The sequence below is a fragment of the Nocardioides sp. cx-169 genome, from assembly GCF_021083605.1.
Taxonomy (GTDB): Bacteria; Actinomycetota; Actinomycetes; order Propionibacteriales; family Nocardioidaceae; genus Nocardioides.
The window spans coordinates 227,369-248,825 of record NZ_JAJNRO010000002.1; the positions used below are offsets into that span (position 1 = coordinate 227,369).

The following is a 21,457-nucleotide window of genomic DNA, read 5'->3' on the forward strand; positions in this document are numbered from 1 at the left end:
ACGAGAGGGAGCCAGGCAGAGATGGCAGATGTTGAGGCGGCCCTGGAGGCCGCCGGACTGACCAACCCCCACGTCCTCGAGTACGTCCGGTACTACGCGGACCTCACCGGCGCCGAGCGCATCGAGGTCGTCAGCGCCGCTGACGACGCTCGCCTCATCCAGGAGTCCCTGGACGCCGGCGAGCTGGAGCCGGCCGGCGAGGGTCGCTACTACTCGCGCAGCTACCACAAGGACACCGCGCGCTCCGAGGAGCGCACGATCGTGGCGACCAACGACGAGAAGGACAAGGGCGTCTACAACAACTGGCGCCCCGCCTCGGAGATGAAGCCGCTGCTGCACGACCTCATGCGCGGGGAGTCGGCCGGCAAGACCATGTACGTGATCCCGTACCTGATGTCGCCTCCGGGCAACGAGCTCGCCCCCTGGGCGGCCGGCGTCCAGCTCACCGACACCCGCACCGTCGTGCTGCACATCATCCGCATGGCCCGGGTCGGGGCGCAGTTCCTCAACGACCTCGAGGACCCGTCGCGCTTCGTGCGCGCGGTGCACGTGACCGGCGACCTGGAGAACCTCGGCCAGGGCACCCCCGACGACAAGCGCTACTTCGTGACGGTGGCCGACGAGCGCACGATCCTGCACTTCGGCTCGTCGTACGGCGGCAACGCGCTGCTCGGCAAGATCGCGCACGGCCTGCGCCAGGGCGCCTACGACGGCTGGGCGTCGAAGAAGTTCCTCGCCGAGCAGTACATGCTCATCGGCATCAAGGACAAGCAGGCCGGCAAGACGTACCACATCTGCGGCGGCTTCCCGAGCGCCTCGGGCAAGACCAACCTGGCGATGATGCTGGCCCCCGACGCCCTCGGCGACCGCTACCACGTGTCCTTCTACGGCGACGACATCGCGTGGCTGTGGGTCGACGAGACCACCGGCCGGCTCATGGGCATGAACCCCGAGTACGGCGTGTTCGGTGTCGCGAAGGACACCAACGAGAAGACCAACCCGACGGCGCTCGCCTCCATCGAGGAGGGCACGAAGGCGATCTTCACCAACGTCGCCTACAACCCGCAGACCGGCGAGGTCTGGTGGGAGGGCCGCACCAAGGAGCCGCCCGCCGACGTCACCGGCTGGCTCGACTGGACCGGTGCGCCGATCGCCGACCGCAAGGACGACGACCCGTCGCCCTGGGCGCACCCCAACAGCCGCTTCACCACGACGCTGGACAACGTCCCCAACATCGCCGAGGACTACAACGCCGCGACCGGCGTGCCGATCGACGCGATCATCTTCGGCGGCCGCACCCGCGACCGCGAGCCGCTGATCCGCGCGATCCACGACCTCGCGGAGGGCGTCTACGACGGCCTGACGCTGGGCGCCGAGGCCACCGCGGCCGCGGAGGGCAAGGAGGGCGTGCTGCGCTACGACCCCATGTCCAACCGGCCCTTCATGGCCTACGGCGAGGGTGACTACGCGCAGCACTACCTCGACGTCGTCGGCGCGGCCACGGACCAGCCGATCTTCGCCCACGTCAACTGGTTCCAGCGCGACCCCGAGGACGGCCACTTCCTGTGGCCCGGATACCGCGACAACCTGCGCCCGCTGCTGTGGCTGCTGCAGCTGCGCAACGGCGAGGTCACCGGTCGCCAGACCGCGGTCGGGATCATCCCGACCGAGGACGAGCTCAACCTCGAGGGCGTCGAGATCACGCCGGAGGACCTGCAGACGATCCTGACCATCGACAAGGCCCGCTGGCAGCAGGAGATGGAGCACCGCGCGGAGCACCTCGAGCTGTTCGACAACATGCCCGAGGCGATCTGGGAGGCGCACCGCCGCGTGGCCGACGCCCTGGAGAACGAGGCGGGCTGACCGCCCCCGCACCACCCGATCGACACCGGCGGCCCGGGTCCCCACGAGGGGGCCCGGGCCGCCGTCGTACGCGAGTCGAGCATTGATCGTTCCAATATGTGAACCGCGGAGGGCGGGCTAGCCTCGGCCCACCCATCTCGTCGGGCAATGGAGCCGGACGACCCAGCAGCACATTCCAGGCGCGAGAGGGAACACCAGGCATGACCGCCACGCAGGCCCCGACCCAGACCCCCACGACCCACCAGGGCATCCTCGACTTCGTCGCCGAGGTGGCTGCCATGACGCAGCCCGATCGCATCCACTGGTGCACCGGCTCCGACGAGGAGTGGACCGAGCTGACCGACGCGCTGGTCTCGACCGGCACGTTCACCCGGCTCAACCCGCAGATCAAGCCCAACTCCTTCCACGCCGCCTCCGACCCGATCGACGTCGCCCGCGTCGAGGACCGGACCTACATCTGCTCGGTCGACGAGAAGGACTGCGGGCCCACCAACAACTGGATGGCGCCCGAGGAGATGAAGGGCATCATGCGAGGCCTCTACGAGGGCTGCATGAAGGGCCGGACGATGTACGTCATCCCCTTCGTCATGGGCCACCTGGAGGCCGAGAAGCCGATGTTCGGCGTCGAGCTCACCGACTCCGCCTACGTCACCGCCTCGATGCGCGTCATGTCGCGCATGGGCGCGAACGTGCTGGCCCGCATGGAGGAGCTGGACGCGTCGTTCGTGCAGGCCGTGCACTCGGTGGGTCACCCGCTCGCCGACGGCGAGGCCGACGTGAGGTGGCCCTGCAACGACACCAAGTACATCGTGCAGTTCCCCGAGGAGCGCGCGATCTGGTCCTACGGCTCCGGGTACGGCGGCAACGCGCTGCTCGGCAAGAAGTGCTACGCGCTGCGCATCGCCTCGGTCATGGCCCGCGACGAGGGCTGGCTCGCCGAGCACATGCTGATCCTCAAGCTCACCGGACCGTCGGGGGTGCGCAAGTACATCGCGGCCGCCTTCCCGAGCGCCTGCGGCAAGACCAACCTGGCGATGCTGAAGCCCACGGTGCCGGGCTGGAAGGTCGAGACCCTGGGCGACGACATCGCCTGGATGCGGGTCGGCGAGGACGGCCGGCTGTGGGCGGTCAACCCGGAGTTCGGCCTGTTCGGCGTGGCCCCGGGCACCAACGAGCACACCAACCCCCACGCCATGCGGACCATCAACAAGGGCAACTCGGTCTTCACCAACGTCGCCCTCACCGAGGACGGCGACATCTGGTGGGAGGGCCTGGAGAACCCGCCCGCCAAGGCGACGTCGTGGAAGGGCGAGCCCTGGACGCCCGAGAGTGAGGAGCTCTCCAGCCACCCCAACAGCCGCTACTGCACGCCGATCAAGCAGTGCGACATCCTCGCCCCGGAGTACGACGACCCGCGCGGCGTCCCGATCGACGCGATCCTCTTCGGGGGTCGTCGCAAGACCACCGTCCCGCTCGTCTTCGAGGCCCGTGACTGGACCCACGGCACCTTCCTCGGGGCGACGCTGTCGTCCGAGACCACCGCGGCCGCGGTGGGTCAGGTCGGCGTCGTACGTCGCGACCCGATGGCGATGCTGCCCTTCATCGGCTACAACGCCGGCGACTACTTCGGCCACTGGATCAACGTCGGCAAGGACAACGACGCCTCCAAGCTGCCGCGGATCTTCTACGTCAACTGGTTCCGCAGAGACATCAGTGACGACGGCGACGGATCTTTCCTGTGGCCGGGGTTCGGTGAGAACAGCCGCGTGCTGAAGTGGATCGTCGAGCGCATCGACGGCCAGGCGGCAGCGGTCGAGACCCCGATCGGCCATGTGCCGGCGCCGGGCTCGCTCGACGTCGACGGGCTGGACCTGAGCGCCGCCGCCCTCGAGCAGGCCCTCTCGGTGAACCCCGAGGAGTGGAAGGCCGAGATCCCGCAGATCCAGGAGTGGTTCGAGAAGTTCGGCGACGACCTGCCCACCGTCCTGTGGACCGAGCTGGACGGTCTCAAGGCGCGCCTGGGCGTCTGAGGGCGCCGTACGGCGCGTGACAGCGGAGCCCCGCCCCTTCGGGGACGGGGCTCCTGCTGATTGTGGGAGCATGGGTGCGCCTCGGGGTTCCAAGGCCGAAGGGGGAGTACGTGGCTGGCTACGGTCCCGACGAGCGCGCGGTCTTCGAGACCGGATCCGCCGAGCTGTTCAAGGCGATCGTCGCGCAGGGCGGCATGCCCGCCGACGACCCGCGCATCGCGGAGGGCTCCGCGGAGCGCCACGCCTTCGAGCTGCTCGTCGGGCTCGGGCTCGTCCAGCTCGACAAGGCCTCCGGCACCTGGGTCCCGGAGGACCCCAGCAGCGTCCAGTCGCGCGTCGTCTCGCCGCTGAGCCAGGAGGGATCCAAGCTCCTCGAGGAGTCCTCGCACTGGGCGAAGGCCTTCGGCGGACTCGCCCAGACCTGGCGTCGATCCCCGATGTCGTCGGCCCGCGGCCCCTTCACGCACATCCACGACGAGGCGATCGGCCCCTTTCTCACCGGCCTCGTGGCCGAGTGCGAGGAGGAGATGCTCACCGCCCAGCCGCAGACGGGACGCGACGCGCAGTCGTTGGCGGCCGCCGCCCTGCGCGACACCCAGATGCTCGAGCGCGGCACCAGGATGCGCACGCTCTACCAGCACAGCGCGCGGCGCAGCTCGGTCACCCACAAGTACGTCTCCGCCGTCACGGCCCGCGGCGCCGAGGTCCGCACCCTCGACGAGTTCTTCAACCGGATGCTGGTCTTCGATCGGCGGATCGCGGTCATCCCGGGCCACGACGACCTGCGCACGGCGATCGCGATCCGCGAGCCGTCGGTGGTGGCGTACCTGGTGGACGTCTTCGAGCGCGCCTGGGAGCGCGCCCGCCCCTTCACCAACCGCGACACCTCGATGATGAGGGACATCGCCGCGGAGCAGCGCGCGATGACGATCAGGATGCTGATCGAGGGTCACTCCGACCCCGTGAGCGCCAAGAGGCTCGGCGTGAGCCCCCGGACGTACGCCGGCTACGTGGCCGACCTCAAGGAGGAGTACGAGGCGGAGACGCGCTTCCAGCTGGGCTACACGATGGGCCAGCAGGGGGTCTCCGGCAGCGAGGGCACCGCCTGATCTGCGGTGAAGTGCCGCCCGGACGGCAGAGATTGTGGTCAAATGCAGCGAGGGCGGTGACTCGAGTCTGGATCGAGTCACCGCCCTCACCTCGATGAGACCGGCCTGGGGGTGGCACTGGGGCCCAACAAGTGGGGGGTGGTTGGGCCCGGGTCTCAAGCCTCGAGGGGTGTGGCGCAGGTCAGCGCACGGTGCGGCAGTAGCCTCCGCAGCCCCAGCTGCTGTCCTTGGCCTGGGCCGGCGCGGACACGCCAAGCAGCCCGACGGACAGGGCGGAAGCGGCGATCAGGATGCCAAGCTTGCGAGTAGTCTTCATGAGGGTCACCTTCGGTTCGAGGGGCCCACGGAATGGCCCTGCCATGAGTGTGGGGCGTCGCGCTCGCGCCCGTCAGTCGAACCTTGCTTCATATATCTGCATTGCAGAATGCTGCAATCCGGCCTCTCGGTGATGCTTCGCCCGCGACGGGGCGGCGTCTTGCGCGCAACGCCGGGAGACCCTTCGTCATACGACGAAAGGTGACCCGAACTGGCGGAGGCGGAGGGATTTGAACCCTCGATGGGGTTGTAGCCCCAAACCCGCTTAGCAGGCGGGCGCCATAGACCGGACTAGGCGACGCCTCCTCCGCGCCCCAGGCGGACCTGGAACAGCGAGCACAGGCTACAAGGATCCAGTGGGCGAGGACGAATCACCCCGCCGCTCGGCCCCTGATAGGAGGGTCCAGAGCCGGCTCAGAGCGGGCGCAGGCCCTCGCCGCGCTCGAGGCGACGGGCCAGGTCGCGGACGAACTGCTCGCGGTCGGTCTCGAGCGCCGGCACGGGGATCGTGGTGGAGCGGCCGTCTCGCAGCCGGATGACCACGCACGGCACGCCTCGCGGCGAGGCGGTCCCGGCCTCGGCGACCTCGGTCCAGCGGGCCTGCTTCACACCCGCCCCCCGGACCATCCGGACCCGGTAGCCCTCGGCGTCGAAGCGTACGACGTACGCCGAGCGCAGGCGGGCACCGAGGACGGCGAGACCGACCAGGCCCACCACGAGGAGCACCACGAGAGCGTCGGGCGGCAGGAACCGGGTGACGGCGACGGCCGCGGTGGCCGCGAACATGACGATCGCGAGGAGGAGCAGGTAGGCGCCCACGAGCCGGGCGGCGAACGAGCGGGCCAGCCGGTAGTCGGTCGTCTCGGGAGAGGACATGGAGATGATTGAACAAGACACCGCAATTGGCGGCGCACCCGGTCTTGCCGGGGCCGGGTCCGGCAGTCATGCTCGAAGTCCCCTGCTCGAGCTCCGGCGCGGGCCGGACACCGGGAGGCATCCGTGGCCATCGTCACCCCTGGCATGGCAAGCGCGCTGCGCGCCCTCGACGCCGCCCTCGACGCCCCCCGGCGCGACGGTGCCGCGCTCGGCAACTGGCGCTGGGTCGTGCGCCAGCGTCTGGCCGTCGTGCGCGACGCACTCGTCGGGGAGACCAGCTCTCCTGACGACGGCTGGCTGGCCGCCCGGGGCGGCACGGCGTTCCGCGAGCGCAACACCCTGCTCGCCCGGCTCGGTGTGCTCGGGCCGCGGGTCCTGGACAGCCCGGACGTCGAGGCGGTGCGGCTGGAGGCCAAGCGGCTGCTCGTCGACATCGCCCGCCATGTGCAGCGGGTCAACGACATCGCCTACGACGATGTCGAGCTCGAGCTGGGCGGCTCGGAGTAGCCCGGCCCCCGGCGGCCTAGACTGGCCCGCCGTACGCCTCGGCGTGCATGGAGGGGTGCCGGAGTGGCCGATCGGAACCGCCTTGAAAGCGGTCGTAGGGAGACCTACCGCGGGTTCGAATCCCGCCCCCTCTGCTGGAGGTCCTGCGACGGGATACCCGACCTGGCCGGGTATCCCGTCGCGTGTCAGGGGTTGCAACCCCTGACAGAAGCGCCCGGGCAGTCCGGTGCCGGCGCGTCAGGTGGCAGGGGTGAGCTCGACCAGGATGTCGCCCTCCTGGACGACGTCGCCGGGGGCGACCTTGACGGCGCGCACGGTGCCGGCGATCTCGACCAGCACCGGGATCTCCATCTTCATCGACTCCAGCAGCACGACGGTGTCACCGGGTGCGACGGAGTCGCCCGGCGCGACAGAGAGCGACAGCACGTTGGCCACCATCTCGGCGAGGATCTCGGTCACCTGTTCACGGGCCATGTCGGCACGCTAGCCGTTACCGGCAGGTACGCCCCAAGCGCGGAGGGCGGTCGCGGACCGGCTCAGAGCAGCGCGCTGGTGCGCGCCGGCTCGGGGCGGATGGCCGCCGCCTCCTCGGCCCGACGGCTGCGGCGTCCGCCCGAGCCGGTGACCTGGAGGTCGACGCGGATCACCAGGTAGCCCAGGGCCAGGCCGACGACCAGGCCGTAGAGCACCGACAGGCCGCTCTCGCGCAGGGTGATCGCCGGGTTGGCCAGCGAGTTGGCGACCGCGGAGGTAGCGGCGACGCCGAAGGCGCAGACCCACCAGCCCTGGCGGCGACGCGCGCGCATGTGGCAGCCCCAGGCGAGCGCCGGGATGCCGAGCACGGTCTCGATCGGCCGCGGGAAGGCGCCCAGGTGATCGCGGCTCCAGCGCACGACGTCCAGCAGCGACTCCACCAGACCGGGGGTGCCGTAGCGGCGCAGGAGCTCGGCGTACAGCAGCGTGACGGCGAGCACCACCATCCCGACGAGCACGATCGCCGCGCCGCGACGCCCGAGCCCGTGGAGTCCGGCGCCCAGGCGGTAGACGACCGCGAACGCCGCGAGCAGGGCCAGCCCGAACGTCGCATACTCGAACTCCACCACCGAGATCCGCGGCTCGAAGGCCACGGTCGCCAGCGCGCCCACGCAGGCGATGAGGATGGCGATGACGCACTCGCGCGCCGCCTGGACGAACTTCACCGCGGGGACCGTGGCCATGACCCCCAGCACGGAGGAGATCACACAGGTCATGACGGCGGCACCCGTGCGCAGGTAGTCCTCGTCGCTGACCAGCACGACGACGCCGATCGCGACCGCGAGCGTGCCGTAGACCACCGGCCGACCGCCGGTGCGCGCGGCGAGCGCCCACGAGTAGGTGCTGGCCACGACGACGGCGCCCACGCCGGGCAGCCACTCCGGGCCGAGGCTCAGCACCCCCGCCACGAGCGCGCCGAGCCCGAGGGCCACCAGGACCAGGAACGCGGCGACCGGGAGCCGGCTCTCGCCGATGCCGGCGATCCGGCCTCGCCAACCGGTGCGCGGGTCGGGCTCGCGACGACGGGTGGCTGACCTGGACACGGGGGAACAGGTTACAGCCGGCGGTTGGCCAGTGAGGGGTTGGTACGGCGGGCCTCGTCGAGCACCTCGCGGCGCAGCGTCGCCGTGAGCACGGCCGGGCCGTCCTGGGCCTCGGCCAGCACGTCGCCGAGCGGGTCGACGACCAGCGAGTGGCCGCTGTAGCGCGGCCCGGGCTGCCCGGCGGCGGCCACGAAGACGGTGTTCTCGATGGCCCGGGCCCGGGCCAACGTGCGCCAGTGGTCGGCCTTGCGCGGCCCGGCCACCCACGCCGCGGGCACCACCAGCACCTCGGCCCCGCGGTCCACCAGCGCCCGCGCGAGCTCGGGGAACCGCAGGTCGTAGCAGGTCAGCAGCCCCACCACGAAGCCACCGACCTCCACCACGGCCGGCTCGAGCGGGCCCGCCAGCAGCCGGTCGGACTCGCGGTAGCCGAAGGAGTCGTACAGGTGCACCTTGCGGTACGCCGCCTCGGCGGCGCCGCGGACCAGCAGCGTGTTCCACGGCCGCGCCGGATCGTCGCTCGCCTCGAACATCCCCGCGACCACGGTGGTCCCCCGCAACGCTGCGACCCGGGCCAGCTCCCGGCCGAACGGACCGTCCACCGGCTCCGCGAATGGCGCGACGTCGGAGCCGGCCTCGCCGAAGTCGCGGGCGAAGGCCTCGGGCAGGACCACCAGGTCCGCACCCGGGGGCACCAGCTCCTCCAGCCGGGCGCGGTTGGCCGCGGGCTCCAGGCCGGAGGCCTCCTGCACGAGGGCGATGCGCAGCTCGGCGGCGGTGGTCGCGGTCACCGCCACAGACTGCCACGCCGCCGCCGGCCGGTGGCACACTCCCAGGGTGGACCTGGACCCCGCCCTGAGCGCCTTCGCCGCGGTGATCCTCGCCGGCGGCCGCGCCGCCCGGCTGGGAGGCGTGGACAAGGCATCGGTGGAGATCGGCGGGCGGACCCTGCTCGCGCGCGCGATCGACGCCGTGATGGATGCCTCCGAGGTGGTCGCGGTCGGCGAGCCGGTGCCCACCGAGCGACCCGTGACCTTCACCTACGAGTCCCCGCGGTACGGCGGTCCGGTCGCCGCCCTGCTCACCGGGCGCGACGCCCTGCTGCACCGCACGCCGTACCTCGTGGTGCTGGCGGTCGACATGCCGCGGGTGGACGCACACACCGTGCGCCGCCTCCTCGAGGCGGCCCCCACGGCCGAGGGCGCCGCCCTGGTCGGCCCCGACGGGCGCCGTCAGCTGGCACTCGCGCTCGCGACGGAGCGGCTCGACGCGGTGCGACCCGGTCAGGAGGAGCAGCACGACCTGGCGCTGCACCGCCTGCTCTCCCGGCTACGCCTCGCGCCCGTGCCGGCCGTGGGCGAGGAGCACCGTGACGTCGACACGTGGGCGGACCTGCGCGACCTCGCTTGAGCTGCATAGGGGTTGCGGCGCCGCTCGAGTCTGGACACTCTGGGGAGGTGAACCTCCACGACTGGATCGACGAGCTGTGCGACGCGCTCGACATCGAGACCGAGGTCGACGAGGGGCTGCTCAACGACCTGAGCGACCTCGCGATTGAGAACGTCGAGCGCGTCGCCGGTCCCGTCACTACGTACTTGCTGGGCTACGCCGCCGCCACGCAGTCCGCCGGGCCGGAGTCGGTCGAGCGGTTGGCCGCGCTTGCCCAGTCGCTGGCGGAGGGATGGGACCGCCCGGCCGGTTTCGTCGACCCCCTCGACCATGACCAGCCTGTCCCCGACGACAGCGGCGTGGACCACTCGGGCGAGCGGTTCGAGGCCTAGCCGGGCCCGGTCGGCCGTCCTGACACACTGACGCCATGCGTGCCGTGATCGCCGCCGACGCAGGCGGCCCCGAGGTCCTGTCCGTGTCCGAGGTGCCCGACATCGAGCCCGGCCCCGGCGAGGTGGCCATCGCGGTGGCCGCCACCGCGATCAACCGCGCGGACCTGCTGCAGCGCCAGGGCCACTACCCGCCGCCCCCGGGGGCCTCAGAGGTCATCGGCCTGGAGTGCAGCGGCACCATCGCCGCGCTCGGTGAGGGCGTGGCGGGCTGGACGGTCGGAGACGAGGTCTGCGCCCTGCTCGCGGGCGGCGGCTACGCCTCCCGCGTCGTCGTACCCGTCGGCCAGGTGATGCCCGTCCCCCACGGCGTCGACCTGGTCACCGCCGCGGCGATCCCCGAGGTGGCGGCGACCGTGTGGTCCAACGTCTTCATGGTGGCCGGCCTGAAGCCGAACGAGAGCTTCCTGGTCCACGGCGGTGCCGGCGGCATCGGCACCTTCGCGATCCAGCTGGCCCACCAGCTCGGCGCTCGCGTCCTCACCACCGCCGGCACGCCGGACAAGCTCGCCGCCTGCGCGGCCCTCGGTGCGGACGTGACGATCAACTACCGCGAGCAGGACTTCGTCGAGGTCGTGAAGTCGGCCACCGACGGGGCTGGCGTAGACGTCATCCTCGACAACATGGGCGCCAAGTACCTCGGCCGCAATGTCACGGCGCTGGCCACCGAGGGCCGGCTGGTGATCATCGGCATGCAGGGCGGCAGCAAGGGCGAGCTCGACATCAACGCCCTGCTGCGCAAGCGCGGCGCGGTCATCGCCACCTCGCTGCGCGCCCGGCCGGTGGGTGAGAAGGCCGCCATCTGTGCGGCGCTGGTCGAGCACGTCTGGCCGCTCGTGGCCGAGGGCCTGGTCCGCCCGGTGGTCCACGGCACCATGCCCCTCGAGGAGGCCGCCGCCGCGCACGCGCTCATGGAGTCCGGAGAGCACACCGGGAAGATCGTCCTCACCGTGTGACACACCTCTCCCACCCGCGACCTAGGCTGTGAGGCATGAGCGAGCAGCCCGAGCAGGAGCAGCAGGTCGTCATCGTGGGCCCCGATGGGAGGCCGGTGGGGACCGTGCCCGCCTCCGCCCTGACCCAGGGCGGTGACCAGGGGGAGCAGGAGGAGGGTCAGCGCCAGGAGCGCGCCCTCACCGATCTGGTGGAACAGCCGGCGAAGGTCCTGCGCATCGGCGGCATGATCCGTCAGCTGCTGGAGGAGGTGAAGTCGGCGCCGCTCGACGAGGCGAGCCGCAGCCGTCTCAAGGACATCCACCAGTCCTCGATCAAGGAGCTCGAGGCGGGGCTGGCCCCGGAGCTCGTCGAGGAGCTCGAGCGGCTGGCGCTGCCGTTCACCGACGAGGCCACGCCCTCCGAGAGCGAGCTGCGCATCGCGCAGGCCCAACTGGTCGGCTGGTTGGAGGGCCTCTTCCACGGCATCCAGACGGCGATGTACGCCCAGCAGCTCGCCGCGCGGGCCCAGTTCGAGGAGATGCGCCGCGCGCTGCCACCCGGCATGGGCGGCCAGCAGCCGCAGGCCCCGCAGGCGCCCGGCCAGGGCGACGAGGACCGGCGCCCTGGCAGCTCCGGCGGGATGTACCTCTAGCCGTCGCTCAGCCCCGGCGCGAGCCGAGGCGCCCGACGAGGACCAGGCCGAGCAGGCCGACGATCACCAGCGCGAGGCCGGGCGCGACGGCTCGGCTCAGCGGGGTCGGCCCGGAGGTGTCGACGTCGGTGAGCACGGCCGCGGGAGGCGGGGGCGGCGGCGTGGCCGGCTCTCCCTGCCCCAGCACCTCCTCCACCTGGGCCATCAGGGCGGCGGTCGCGACCCGGGTGCCGGAGCACCCGTTGTCGCTCCAGACGGGCTCGGCGGCCGTGCCGCCGGCCTGGACCATGAAGACGTACCTGCGGTCCTTGGCCAGCTGGCCGAGGCCGCAGGTGGCCCGGTTGCGCGGCGTGGTGGTGACCGACTGCTCGGGGGTGTCGACGCGGCCCTTGTAGACACTCTCGGCCGTGACCTCGTGCGCGATCGCCTGCTCCGTGGCGCCGACCCCGCCGCTGGGGCTCGCCATCGGGGCGGTGCCGTCGGGCCGGGACACCGCCGTGACGGTGCCGGTGAAGACCGCGTCGGCCGCCTTGATCCGCTGCAGGAGCGTCGACTGGGGCCCCGAGCACGCGCAGGCGGCCTGGGCCGGGGCGGCGCCGACGGTCACGAACGCGCCGACGAGAAGGGCGGCCGCCAACAGGCGGCGTACAAGGGCGGACACGGTGCTCATCTCAACAGATCGATGGTGACGGGCACCAGTCGAGGTCCGTGCGCTCACAGCCCGTAGATCCCTTCCAGGATCTGTGCCACGCCGTCCTCGTCGTTGCTCGGCGCCACCCGACCGGCCGCGCGCAGCACGTCGGGGTGGGCGTTGGCGACCGCGTACGGTGTGCCGGCCCAGGCGAGCATCGGCAGGTCGTTGGGCATGTCCCCGAACGCGACCACGTCGCGCGCCGACACCCCCAGCTCCGCGGCCACCCGGGACAGGGTGGCGGCCTTGGTGACGCCGGGGGCGCTGATCTCGACCAGGTGGTCGACCGACCAGGTCGGCACGGCGGCCTGCCCGACGGCGTCGACCACGAGGCGACGCAGCTCGGCCGGGTCGGCGTCGAGCTCGCGGACCAGCAGCTTCACCACGGGGGCCGTCCAGAGCTCCGCGAGGGGTCCGCGCGCGGTCTGCTCCCCCGCTCCGTCGACGTCCACGAACCGCTCGTCCACCCGGAGTCCGTCGACGCACTCGATCGCGAACGTCGCCGACGGCACCGCTGCCGCGATCGCCTCGACGACGGCCAGCCCCTCGCGGGCGCCGAGCCCGCGCACCTCGCGCACCTCGCGGTGGGTCACGTCGTACAGCACCGCGCCGTTGGAGACCACCGCGAGCCCGTGGGCGCCCACCATCGGCCAGATCTGCTCCATCCAGCGCAGCGGCCGGGCCGTCACGAACACGACCGGTACGCCGCTCGCGTCGAGCGCGGCCAGCACACCGGCCGTGCGCGGCGACACGGTGCCGTCGGAGCGCACCAGCGTGCCGTCGAGGTCGGTGGCGACCAGCCGCGGCCGGGTCATCGGCTGGGTCATGGGAGGGTCGCGGGCAGCGGCCGTGCCATCACCAGGTTGCCGTCCTCGTCGCCACCGCGCAGCTCGGTGAAGCCGCAGGCGGCGAGGACCCGCAGGCTGGCCCGGTTCTGCGGCGCGACCGCGGCCCGCAGCCGGACCCCGGCCCGGTCGGTCTCGGCCACCAGCGCGCGCAGCGCCTCGGTGGCGACCCCCGCCCCGCGCGCGGCCTCGACCAGGCCGTAGCCGACCTCGGTCTCGCCGTCGACCGGCGGCCCGAAGCAGCCGATGCTCCCCACCGCCTGCACGCCCAGCACGACGTGCCGAGGCCCCCAGGTGTCACCCTCGCGCGCCATCGCCGCCGCGTCGACGTCGTCACGGCGGGGGTAGTCGGGGTGCCAGCGGTCCTGGTGCCGCCCGGCGCGCATGTCCGCGGCGTCGGCCGGTGTGACGAGGACCAGACGCAGCCGCGCCGAGCTGATCAGCACCGGCAGCAACGGCGGCTCGCTCACGCGAAGTACCGGTCGAGCTCGGTGGCGGCGCCGTCCTCGTAGACCGAGCCGGTCACGGCGTCGGCGACGTCGATGACCTCCTGCACGGACTGGCCCATGGCGACCCCGCGGCCGGCCCACTGCAGCATCTCGATGTCGTTGCGGCCGTCGCCGATGGCGAGCACGTCGGCGCGGGTCAGGCCCAGCTCGCGGGCGACGTACTCCAGGCCGGAGGCCTTGGAGACCCCGACCGGGGACAGGTCGAGCCAGGCGGTCCAGCCGACCACGTAGTTGGTGCCGTGCAGGCCCAGGTCCGCGGCCAGGGCGACGAACTCGTCGGCGCTGGACTCGGGGTCGCGGATGATCACCCGGCTCACCGGTCCGGCCACCAGGTCCTCGATCGGCGTCACGATCATGTCGCCGGAGAGCTCACCGTCGGGGAACGGCGTGCTCACGCGGTAGCCGATGCCGCGCTCCTCGACCGCCACGATCGCGTTGGGCTGCCGCTCCAGGACGGCTCGGACCGCGGGACCGGCGTCGAAGGTCTCCTCGCGGACGACGTCCATGGGCGGGTAGCGGAAGATCACCGCGCCGTTGCTGGCCACGACCCACACCCGCTGCCCGTCCTGGCCCCGCAGGTCGAGCAGGTCGGCGATGGGCGTCATGCCGTGCGGCGAGCGGCCGCTGGCGAGCACCACGTGGGCGCCCGCGTCGAGCACGCGGTGCACGGCGTCGTAGACCGCCGGCTCGATCTGCTCGTGGGTCATGCCGGCGCCCTCGACCCACTTGAGCAGCGTGCCGTCGATGTCCAGCGCGATGATCTTGGGCTGCCAGCCCTCCGGCGTACTCACGTGGTGACCGGCTGGAGGACCTCGCGCCCGCCGAGCCAGGCCTGCAGCGCCTTGGGCACCCGCACCGAGCCGTCCGCCTGCTGGTGGGTCTCCAGGATGGCGACGATCGCGCGGGTGATGGCGCACAGGGTGCCGTTGAGCGTCGAGATCGCCTTGATCTCCTCGCCGTGTCCAGAGCCCGTGGCAGGGAAGCGGCCGCGGGTGTCCAGGCGGCGCGTCTGGAACTCGGTGCAGTTGGAGGTCGAGGTGAGCTCGCGGTACTTGCCCTGGGTCGGGATCCACGCCTCGCAGTCGAACTTGCGCTGTGCGGACAGCCCGAGGTCGCCGGCGGCGACATCGATGACGCGGTAGGCCAGCTCGAGCTTGTCGAGGAAGGCCTTCTCGATCTCGAGCAGGCGGCGGTGCTCGGCGTAGGAGTCCTCCGTGGTCGAGTAGACGAACATCTCCACCTTGTCGAACCAGTGGACCCGGATGATCCCCTTGGTGTCCTTGCCGTGCGAGCCGGCCTCCTTGCGGAAGCAAGGGCTGAACGCGGCGTAGCGCAGCGGCAGCGAGGCGCCGTCGAGGATCTCGTCGGAGTGGTACGCCGCCATGGGGACCTCCGAGGTGCCCACGAGGTACATGTCCTGACCCTCGATGCGGTAGACGTCGTCGGCGGCCTGGCCGAGGAAGCCGGTGCCGTCCATCGCCCGGGGCTTCACCATCGACGGCGCGATGACCTGGGTGAAGCCGAACTCGCGCGCGGTCTCGTTGGCGAGGTTGATGAGGGCGAACTCCAGCTCGGCCCCCACGCCGGTGAGGAAGTAGAAGCGCGAGCCGGACACCTTGGCGCCGCGCTCGAGGTCGATGGCGCCGAGCAGGCGGCCGAGCTCGATGTGGTCGCGGGGCTCGAAGTCGAACTCGGCCGGGGTGCCCACCGTCTCGAGCAGGACGAAGTCGTCCTCGCCACCGGCGGGGACGTCGGCCTCGGCGAGGTTGGGGATCGACAGCAGCGCCTGCTGCCACTCCTCCTCCGCGGCCGCCTGGGCGGCCTCGGCCTGCTTCACCTGCGCCGAGAGGGTCTTGGTCTGCGCCAGGAGCGCCTGCTTCTCCTCGCCCTGGGCCTGGGGGATCAGCTTGCCGAGCCGCTTCTGCTCGCCGCGCTTGGTCTCGAAGTCCACGATGGCCTCGCGTCGGGAAGTGTCGGCGGCGAGCGCGCGGTCGACCACGTCATCGGACAGCCCGCGCTTGGCCTGGGCGGCTCGTACGCGGTCGGGGTCGTCTCGGAGAATGCGTGGGTCGATCATGCGCTCAGGCTATCCGGCAGAGGTGGCCCGGCTCATCCGAGTTGCCCCTGGCCGGGCACCGGTGCGCCCCCGTCGCCCATACTGGGCGCCGTGCTCGACCGAACCCGCGCCTACCTGCTCACCTGGAGCGCGGTGTGCCTCGCCCTGCTGGCGGTCCTCGCCGTGGCGGTGGCCCAGGGCTGGGGGTGGGTGGCCGACTTCGACGACCGCGGCGACGCCGTGCGCGACTGGGCCGTCGACGACACCACGCTCCGACAGGTGCTGCGGGTGGTGGAGCTGGCGTTCAGCACCATCGCCATGGCGGCGTACACGGCGGCGCTCGCGATCGTCATGTTCGTCAAGAGCCACCGGCGAGCGGCCTACTACGCGGTCGCCGTGATGGCCGCGACCTCGGCGGCCACGACGCTGATCAAGCTCGCGATCGGCCGGGACCGGCCCGAGTGGCAGGAGACGGAGTGGCTCCTGAGCAACCACGCCTTCCCGTCCGGCCACGCCTCCTCGGTCGCGGCGTTCGGCGGCGTCGTCGTCGTCCTGGCGACCATGCTCCTGCGCCGCCCGAACATGCGCCGACTGATCTCGCTGCTCGTCGCCGTGGTGGTCGTCGCGGTGTGCCTGGACCGGGTGCTGCTGGGCCGTCACTTCCCCACGGACGTGATCGGCGGGACCCTGCTCGGCGCCGCCTTCGTCCTCCTCGGACTGGTCGTCCTGAGCCCTCTCCCCCGCAGTCACGCCGAGAAGATCGCCCCCCTCCCCGACGTGCTGCCACCCCGGCGCAAGCTCGCCGTGATCCTCAACCCGATCAAGGTGGAGGACGTCGGCCAGTTCCAGTCGATCGTGGACGCGATGGCCGTCGAGGCCGGCTGGTCGACGCCGACGTGGCACCTCACCACCGTCGAGGACTCCGGCACCGGCCAGGCCGAGCGTGCCTCCATGGAAGGTCCCGGCCTGGTGATCGTCTGCGGTGGCGACGGCACGGTGCGCGAGGTGTGCGCCGAGCTCGCCGGCACCGGCATCCCCGTCGGGATCGTGCCGGCCGGCACCGGCAACCTGCTGGCCCGCAACCTCGACATCCCGCTCTACATCCGGGCTGCGATCGACATCGCCCTCACCGGCCAGGACCGCGCCATCGACATGGTGAAGGTCACCGGCGACCACCTCGAGGACAGCCACTTCATGGTGATGGCCGGGATGGGCTTCGACGCGGCGATCATGGAGGGCGTCAACGAGGACCTCAAGAAGCGCGTCGGCTGGGTGGCCTACGTCGTATCCGGACTCAAGTCGCTGATGTTCCCCGCGATCCGGGTCGACATCTCGGTGGACGGCGGCGAGCCCACCACGCACCGCGCCCGCACGATCGTGGTCGGCAACGTGGGGTTCCTGCAGGCCGGGATGCCGCTGCTGCCGGACGCGGCCATCGACGACGGCGTGCTGGACGTCGTCATCCTGCACCCGCGCAACTTCTTCTCCTGGATCCCCCTGGCCGTCCGGGTGATGTCGCGCGGCGCCCGCACCGACGACACCATCAACCGCATGACCGGCCAGCGGGTCTCGATCACCGCAAGCATCGACGCCCCCCGCCAGCTCGACGGCGACTCCGTCGGCCCCGGCCGCGAGCTCCACATGGAGTGCATCCACGGTCGGCTGCTCGTCCGCGTCCCCCGCTGACCCGTCAGAAACTGCGCGCTAGTCGGCGCACGTGCGGGTCTCGGCGGGCGGGGTCCGGTTGTCGAGGACGAAGCAGCCCTCCGCTGCCGGCTGGAGGGTCGGCGGACCATCGACCGACACGCTGCCGCCCAGGGACCAGGACCAGACGTCGTACTCGTCGGACCCGGCGTGCTTCAGCCGGGTGAACAGCCGGTTGTCGGGGCCGATCCAGGTCTGGAAGCTTCTCGCGTCCGGGTCCTGGAAGCCGCCGCCGAACGGGACCTGGCCCGAGGTCAGGGCCACGACGAGGCGGCCGCCCCGCACCGTCACCAGCGTCATGGCGGTGCTGTCGCCGCTCTCCTGGGCGACCAGCACGCTCAGCTCCACATCCGACATCCGCACCGGCGACGTGAAGACCGTCGGCGTCCCGCTGCCCGGCAGGGAGACCCGCTGCTCCCCGCTGCCGGGGATGTCGACGACGAGCCAGGTGCTGCCGTCGGCCTCCTCGAGGGCGACGGTGAAGGTGTCCGCGCCGAGCGGGATCTCGAAGGACTCCCCCGGCCCGACCGTGTCCTCCGCCGCCGGGAACAGGGCCGGGCTCGCCCTGCCGTCCGCGCACGGGGCCGGGACCGACATGCCCTCGGGCGTCGTGGGGCCGTCCACCGCGTCGAGGCACTGCTCGCCCAGGCTCGTCGGCACCAGGGTGCCGTCGTCGAGCGACCACCGGGTGACGTCGACGGCGTACTCCGGGGGCAGGCTGAGCGGCTCGCCGCCGGAGAAGGTGTCGACGGTGAGGTAGGTCAGGAGGGTCTCGCCGTCCACCCAGAGGGCCGACTCGCGGCCCCGGCCGTCGTCCGCGGGGACGATCCCGTTGAGCAGCGGCGGCCGGCTGGGCCGGCTCGGCTCCGCGAGTCGACCGTCGACCAGGTCGAGCACGGCGAAGGGCAGGCCGTCGCGGTAGAGGATCAGCTCGCGCCCCGGGTCGTTGTCGAGCTGGACGCCTTGGGGTACGCCGTAGCCGACCTCACCGCTGGGGACGATCCCGAAGACGCGCTCGCCGTCGGTCAGGTCGGCCTCCACGCGCAGGCGGGGCCCGATGAGCTCCTGGCCCGGCTCCTGGCGCACGCGCACCCGGTCGGCGGTGCCGTCGCCGTCGACGTCGACGCGCACCACCTGCTCGACGACTTCCCAGCCGCCGCCGATGTCCGGCTGCGGCGACACCGCCGGCGGGTTCGGCGCGGGCTCACCGTCGCCGAGGTCCACGAGGAACGGCGCGGCGATGGCGGCGGCGCAGGCGGCGGCCGCCACGGCGTACGTCGCCGGGTGGCGCAGCCACGAGACCCTCGCCTGGGGGACCTCCGCCGGACGCAGGTCCTCGGGGCCGACCTGGTCGGCGCGGGCCGCGAGGGTGCGGGTGAGTCGGTCTTCGATGGTGCTCATCGGTGACCCTCCTTGGCGAGGATGCTCTCGAGCGCGTCGAGCGCGCGGCTGGCGGTGGACTTGACGGCGCCGCGGGAGATGCCGAGGGCCTCGGCGATCTCGACCTCGGACAGGTTCGACCAGTACCGCAGGACGAGGACCTCGCGCTGGCGCGGGGCGAGGCGCTCGAGCGCGGCGTAGACCTCGCGGTGCTCCTCGGCGAGGACCGCCTTGCCCTCGGGACCGTCGGGCGGTGCCTCGTGCGGGGCGACGTAGCCCCGTGCCGTACGCCGGCGCCGCAGCGCCGAGCGGCTGCCGTTGACGACGGAGGTCCGCAGGTAGGCCAGCGCGGCCGCGCCGTTGTCGAGGCGGCCGCGGCGGCCGGCCATGGCGGCGAAGGCGTCCTGCACGACGTCCTCGGCGGAGGCCAGGTCGTCGACCAGGAGGATGGCCAGGCGGACCAGGGAGAGCCGGTGGGCGGCGTACAGCTCGCTCAGCTCCGCGTCGCCGAAGGTGGGGTGTGCGCCCGAGCGCAGTCTGGCCACGGGGCCGCCTCTCGCCGTCACGTTGGTGGTCATGCTGATAGGACGCCCGACGGCGCCCGGGGTTGCCCGGCGGGCCACCGGTCTCGAAGCGCGAAGCAGACCTCCTCGGATCTGTCGTGTCTCCTATCCTCTCCGCCATGAGCTGGTGGCAGGAGTACCAAGGTCTCTTCGTCGTCGGTGCCTTCCTGGCTCTGCTGTACATCAGGGCGCGGGTGCGGCGGTGGCAACGTCGTCACGTGCACCGCGCCGCCCAGAACGCCGCGGACGGGGTGACCTGGGACCAGACCGGGGACCCGGTCATCGAGAAGGCCCTCGACTCCCTGGCGACCGTCGTCCACCTCCCGGTGGACCTGGAGCGTGCGGTGGCGCTGCTCGACGACGTCAAGACCGGCCTGTGGTGGAAGCGGCGCGGGCCCACCGAGCTGTACGCCGAGCCCAACACGGTCGCGGTCCTCGAGCCCGACGGCGTCGGGACTCGTCTGGCGCTGACCAAGGCCGACGACAGGGGCGGGATCCCGCCCAGCGAGCCCGACTGGCGCAAGCTGCGCCGCCGGGTCGTGGCCGCGGCCCAGCGGGCCGGCATCGAAGCCTCCGAGGTCCCCGGCCCGCGCCTGGTCCGGACACCGGTGAGCGACCTCACCGGCCTGAGCCCGGCGGAGGCCGCGCAGCGTGCGCACCTGTGGCGGCGCGAACAGAGCTGAGCAGCAGCCGGCTCAGGGACGAGCGTGGGCGATCGCCTCTTCCTCCTCGGGCGAGAGCGGCTGGTCGCAGCTCCAGGCGGAGATGTTCTTGGCGTACCCGCGGGCGTCGGAGCGGCCGTGGATCGAGGTGAGGACCACGCCGTCCCCACTGTCGTCGAGCAGGGCGAGCGACCAGGACAGGTGACCGCCCATGTCGCCGAAGGCGTCGTAGCGCACGACCGCGACGTGCCGCAGCGATCCGCGGGCCTCAGCGCGCAGCGCCGCGACCTCCTGACGCAGCCCTTGCACGTCGTCGGGCAGCGCCTCGTCGCCCATGGTGTCGCGGCTGCGGCGCAGCTGACGCAGGAGCAGCGCCGAGACCGCCAGGGAGGCGAGCGCGACCACCAGGCTGAGCACGACGAGGAAGACCACGCCCTCGACCCTAAACTCTCGACGTGACTTCCCCTCGACGCATCGCCTACCAGGGCGAGCCCGGCGCCAACTCCCACCAGGTGTGCGCGCAGCACTACCCCGACTGGGAGCCGCTGCCGTGCGCCTCGTTCGAGGACGTCTTCGCCGCGGTCGAGGGAGGTGAGGCCGATCTGGCGATGATCCCGATCGACAACTCCATCGCCGGGCGCGTCGCCGACATCCACCACTTCCTGCCGGGATCGGGACTGCACATCGTCGCCGAGCACTTCCTGCGGATCCGGTTCCACCTGATGGGTGTGCCGGGCGCCACGCTGGACCAGGTGCGGACGGTGCACAGCCACGTCCACGCGCTCGGCCAGTGCCGCAAGATCATCCGCGAGCACGGACTGGTGCCGCTGATCTCCGGCGACACCGCCGGTGCCGCCCGGGAGGTCGCCGAGGCCGCCGACCCGACCCAGGCCGCGATCTCGCCGCCGCTGGCGGCCGCGATCTACGGGCTGGAGGTCCTCGCCGAGGACATCGAGGACGAGGAGCACAACACCACGCGGTTCGTCGTACTCTCCCGGGACCTGGTCCAGGCCCCGGCCGGCAACGGCCCGGTCGTGACGAGCTTCATCTTCAACGTCCGCAACCTGCCCGCCGCGCTCTACAAGGCCCTCGGCGGCTTCGCCACCAACGGCGTCAACATGACCAAGCTGGAGAGCTACATGGTCGGCGGCCACTTCGCCGCCACCCAGTTCCTCGCCGAGGTCGACGGCCACCCCGACGACCCGGGCCTGGCCCGCGCCCTCGAGGAGCTCGCCTTCTTCACCACCGAGATCAAGATCCTCGGCGTCTACCCGGCCGACGCGTTCCGCTCCTGATCGTCACCGTTGGGGTCCCGACGGGCAGGGCGGGTCAGGGTCGGCGAGA

General features: G+C 72.1%; 24 protein-coding genes and 2 tRNA genes. 12 read left to right on the top strand and 14 right to left on the bottom strand.

Annotated elements, in window-relative coordinates; genetic code table 11:
* Positions 1–21: 21 nt before the first annotated feature.
* The 3 genes from LRP67_RS02260 (at position 22) to LRP67_RS02270 (ending at position 5,002) form a co-directional block, all read left to right on the top strand.
* Complete coding sequence (locus tag LRP67_RS02260; RefSeq protein WP_231268531.1) at positions 22–1,863, top strand: phosphoenolpyruvate carboxykinase (GTP); 1,842 nt, start codon at positions 22–24, stop codon at positions 1,861–1,863.
* Positions 1,864–2,063: 200 nt separating this feature from the next.
* Positions 2,064–3,893, top strand: a complete 1,830-nt coding sequence (locus LRP67_RS02265) for a phosphoenolpyruvate carboxykinase (GTP) (protein ID WP_231268532.1) — start codon at positions 2,064–2,066, stop codon at positions 3,891–3,893.
* A 110-nt stretch (positions 3,894–4,003) separates the two neighbouring features.
* Complete coding sequence (locus tag LRP67_RS02270; protein ID WP_231268533.1) at positions 4,004–5,002, top strand: LuxR family transcriptional regulator; 999 nt, start codon at positions 4,004–4,006, stop codon at positions 5,000–5,002.
* Positions 5,003–5,183: 181 nt separating this feature from the next.
* Here LRP67_RS02270 and LRP67_RS21215 read toward each other — a convergent pair whose 3' ends face one another.
* The 3 genes from LRP67_RS21215 to LRP67_RS02280 form a co-directional block, all read right to left on the bottom strand.
* Positions 5,184–5,318: a hypothetical protein gene (locus tag LRP67_RS21215; protein WP_269210966.1), complete on the bottom strand. Its 135-nt coding sequence runs from the start codon at positions 5,316–5,318 to the stop codon at positions 5,184–5,186.
* 211 nt (positions 5,319–5,529) lie between these two features.
* Positions 5,530–5,623: transfer RNA gene (locus LRP67_RS02275), tRNA-Ser, on the bottom strand.
* A gap of 108 nt (positions 5,624–5,731) precedes the next feature.
* Positions 5,732–6,193, bottom strand: coding sequence for a hypothetical protein (locus LRP67_RS02280; protein ID WP_231268535.1), 462 nt, complete (start codon positions 6,191–6,193; stop codon positions 5,732–5,734).
* Positions 6,194–6,316: 123 nt separating this feature from the next.
* Between LRP67_RS02280 and LRP67_RS02285 the strand changes: the two genes are divergently transcribed.
* Together LRP67_RS02285 and LRP67_RS02290 are read left to right on the top strand one after the other, a co-directional pair.
* Positions 6,317–6,700, top strand: a complete 384-nt coding sequence (locus LRP67_RS02285) for a hypothetical protein (protein ID WP_231268536.1) — start codon at positions 6,317–6,319, stop codon at positions 6,698–6,700.
* Between the two features lie 49 nt (positions 6,701–6,749).
* Positions 6,750–6,834, top strand: a tRNA-Ser gene (locus LRP67_RS02290).
* 103 nt (positions 6,835–6,937) lie between these two features.
* On the opposite strand, the gene LRP67_RS02295 is transcribed toward LRP67_RS02290, so the two are convergent.
* From LRP67_RS02295 to LRP67_RS02305, 3 genes are all read right to left on the bottom strand, one after another.
* The gene (locus LRP67_RS02295; RefSeq protein WP_231268537.1) at positions 6,938–7,174 is read right to left on the bottom strand and encodes a biotin/lipoyl-binding carrier protein; all 237 of its coding nucleotides are present in this window, start codon (positions 7,172–7,174) and stop codon (positions 6,938–6,940) included.
* A 62-nt stretch (positions 7,175–7,236) separates the two neighbouring features.
* Positions 7,237–8,277, bottom strand: a complete 1,041-nt coding sequence (locus LRP67_RS02300) for a hypothetical protein (protein WP_231268538.1) — start codon at positions 8,275–8,277, stop codon at positions 7,237–7,239.
* 11 nt (positions 8,278–8,288) lie between these two features.
* Positions 8,289–9,068, bottom strand: a complete 780-nt coding sequence (locus tag LRP67_RS02305) for a carbon-nitrogen hydrolase family protein (RefSeq protein ID WP_231268539.1) — start codon at positions 9,066–9,068, stop codon at positions 8,289–8,291.
* Positions 9,069–9,114: 46 nt separating this feature from the next.
* Between LRP67_RS02305 and LRP67_RS02310 the strand changes: the two genes are divergently transcribed.
* From LRP67_RS02310 to LRP67_RS02325, 4 genes are read left to right on the top strand one after another with little or no spacing between them, the layout of a single operon-like run.
* A complete protein-coding gene (locus tag LRP67_RS02310) occupies positions 9,115–9,687 on the top strand; it encodes a molybdenum cofactor guanylyltransferase (RefSeq protein ID WP_231268541.1) in 573 nt (190 codons plus the stop codon).
* Between the two features lie 47 nt (positions 9,688–9,734).
* Positions 9,735–10,058: a DUF6457 domain-containing protein gene (locus LRP67_RS02315; RefSeq protein ID WP_231268542.1), complete on the top strand. Its 324-nt coding sequence runs from the start codon at positions 9,735–9,737 to the stop codon at positions 10,056–10,058.
* Between the two features lie 35 nt (positions 10,059–10,093).
* The gene (locus LRP67_RS02320; protein WP_231268543.1) at positions 10,094–11,071 is read left to right on the top strand and encodes an NAD(P)H-quinone oxidoreductase; all 978 of its coding nucleotides are present in this window, start codon (positions 10,094–10,096) and stop codon (positions 11,069–11,071) included.
* A 35-nt stretch (positions 11,072–11,106) separates the two neighbouring features.
* Positions 11,107–11,703 (top strand): bacterial proteasome activator family protein, encoded by a 597-nt coding sequence (locus LRP67_RS02325; RefSeq protein WP_231268544.1) that lies wholly within the window; start codon positions 11,107–11,109, stop codon positions 11,701–11,703.
* 7 nt (positions 11,704–11,710) lie between these two features.
* Here the strand turns inward: LRP67_RS02325 and LRP67_RS02330 are convergent, their stop codons facing one another.
* Genes LRP67_RS02330 through serS form a run of 5 tightly spaced genes read right to left on the bottom strand, consistent with a single transcriptional unit; the run spans position 11,711 to position 15,825 of the window.
* Positions 11,711–12,373 carry a hypothetical protein gene (locus LRP67_RS02330; RefSeq protein ID WP_231268545.1) on the bottom strand — a complete coding sequence of 221 codons (663 nt, stop codon included), beginning with the start codon at positions 12,371–12,373 and terminating at the stop codon, positions 11,711–11,713.
* Positions 12,374–12,417: 44 nt separating this feature from the next.
* Complete coding sequence (locus tag LRP67_RS02335) at positions 12,418–13,221, bottom strand: HAD family hydrolase (protein WP_231268546.1); 804 nt, start codon at positions 13,219–13,221, stop codon at positions 12,418–12,420.
* Positions 13,218–13,709, bottom strand: coding sequence for a GNAT family N-acetyltransferase (locus tag LRP67_RS02340; protein WP_231268547.1), 492 nt, complete (start codon positions 13,707–13,709; stop codon positions 13,218–13,220). The genes LRP67_RS02335 and LRP67_RS02340 overlap by 4 nt, the downstream gene beginning before the upstream one ends.
* Positions 13,706–14,539 (bottom strand): HAD family hydrolase, encoded by an 834-nt coding sequence (locus LRP67_RS02345; protein WP_231268548.1) that lies wholly within the window; start codon positions 14,537–14,539, stop codon positions 13,706–13,708. Before LRP67_RS02345 ends, LRP67_RS02340 begins: the two co-directional genes overlap by 4 nt.
* Positions 14,536–15,825, bottom strand: coding sequence for a serine--tRNA ligase (gene serS, locus LRP67_RS02350; protein ID WP_231268549.1), 1,290 nt, complete (start codon positions 15,823–15,825; stop codon positions 14,536–14,538). Before serS ends, LRP67_RS02345 begins: the two co-directional genes overlap by 4 nt.
* A gap of 90 nt (positions 15,826–15,915) precedes the next feature.
* On the opposite strand from serS, the gene LRP67_RS02355 reads away from it, so the two are divergent.
* Complete coding sequence (locus LRP67_RS02355) at positions 15,916–17,490, top strand: YegS/Rv2252/BmrU family lipid kinase (protein WP_231268550.1); 1,575 nt, start codon at positions 15,916–15,918, stop codon at positions 17,488–17,490.
* Between the two features lie 18 nt (positions 17,491–17,508).
* Here the strand turns inward: LRP67_RS02355 and LRP67_RS02360 are convergent, their stop codons facing one another.
* Together LRP67_RS02360 and LRP67_RS02365 are read right to left on the bottom strand one after the other, a co-directional pair.
* Positions 17,509–18,909, bottom strand: a complete 1,401-nt coding sequence (locus LRP67_RS02360; RefSeq protein ID WP_231268551.1) for a hypothetical protein — start codon at positions 18,907–18,909, stop codon at positions 17,509–17,511.
* Complete coding sequence (locus LRP67_RS02365; protein WP_231241106.1) at positions 18,906–19,433, bottom strand: SigE family RNA polymerase sigma factor; 528 nt, start codon at positions 19,431–19,433, stop codon at positions 18,906–18,908. The genes LRP67_RS02360 and LRP67_RS02365 overlap by 4 nt, the downstream gene beginning before the upstream one ends.
* 137 nt (positions 19,434–19,570) lie before the next feature.
* Here LRP67_RS02365 and LRP67_RS02370 point away from each other — a divergent pair, with 137 nt between their 5' ends.
* Positions 19,571–20,134: a hypothetical protein gene (locus tag LRP67_RS02370; RefSeq protein ID WP_231268552.1), complete on the top strand. Its 564-nt coding sequence runs from the start codon at positions 19,571–19,573 to the stop codon at positions 20,132–20,134.
* A gap of 12 nt (positions 20,135–20,146) precedes the next feature.
* Here the strand turns inward: LRP67_RS02370 and LRP67_RS02375 are convergent, their stop codons facing one another.
* On the bottom strand, positions 20,147–20,545 hold the full coding sequence (locus LRP67_RS02375; RefSeq protein ID WP_231268553.1) for a DUF4446 family protein: 399 nt from the start codon (positions 20,543–20,545) through the stop codon (positions 20,147–20,149).
* A 23-nt stretch (positions 20,546–20,568) separates the two neighbouring features.
* Between LRP67_RS02375 and LRP67_RS02380 the strand changes: the two genes are divergently transcribed.
* On the top strand, positions 20,569–21,408 hold the full coding sequence (locus LRP67_RS02380; RefSeq protein ID WP_231268555.1) for a prephenate dehydratase: 840 nt from the start codon (positions 20,569–20,571) through the stop codon (positions 21,406–21,408).
* Positions 21,409–21,457: the final 49 nt, after the last annotated feature.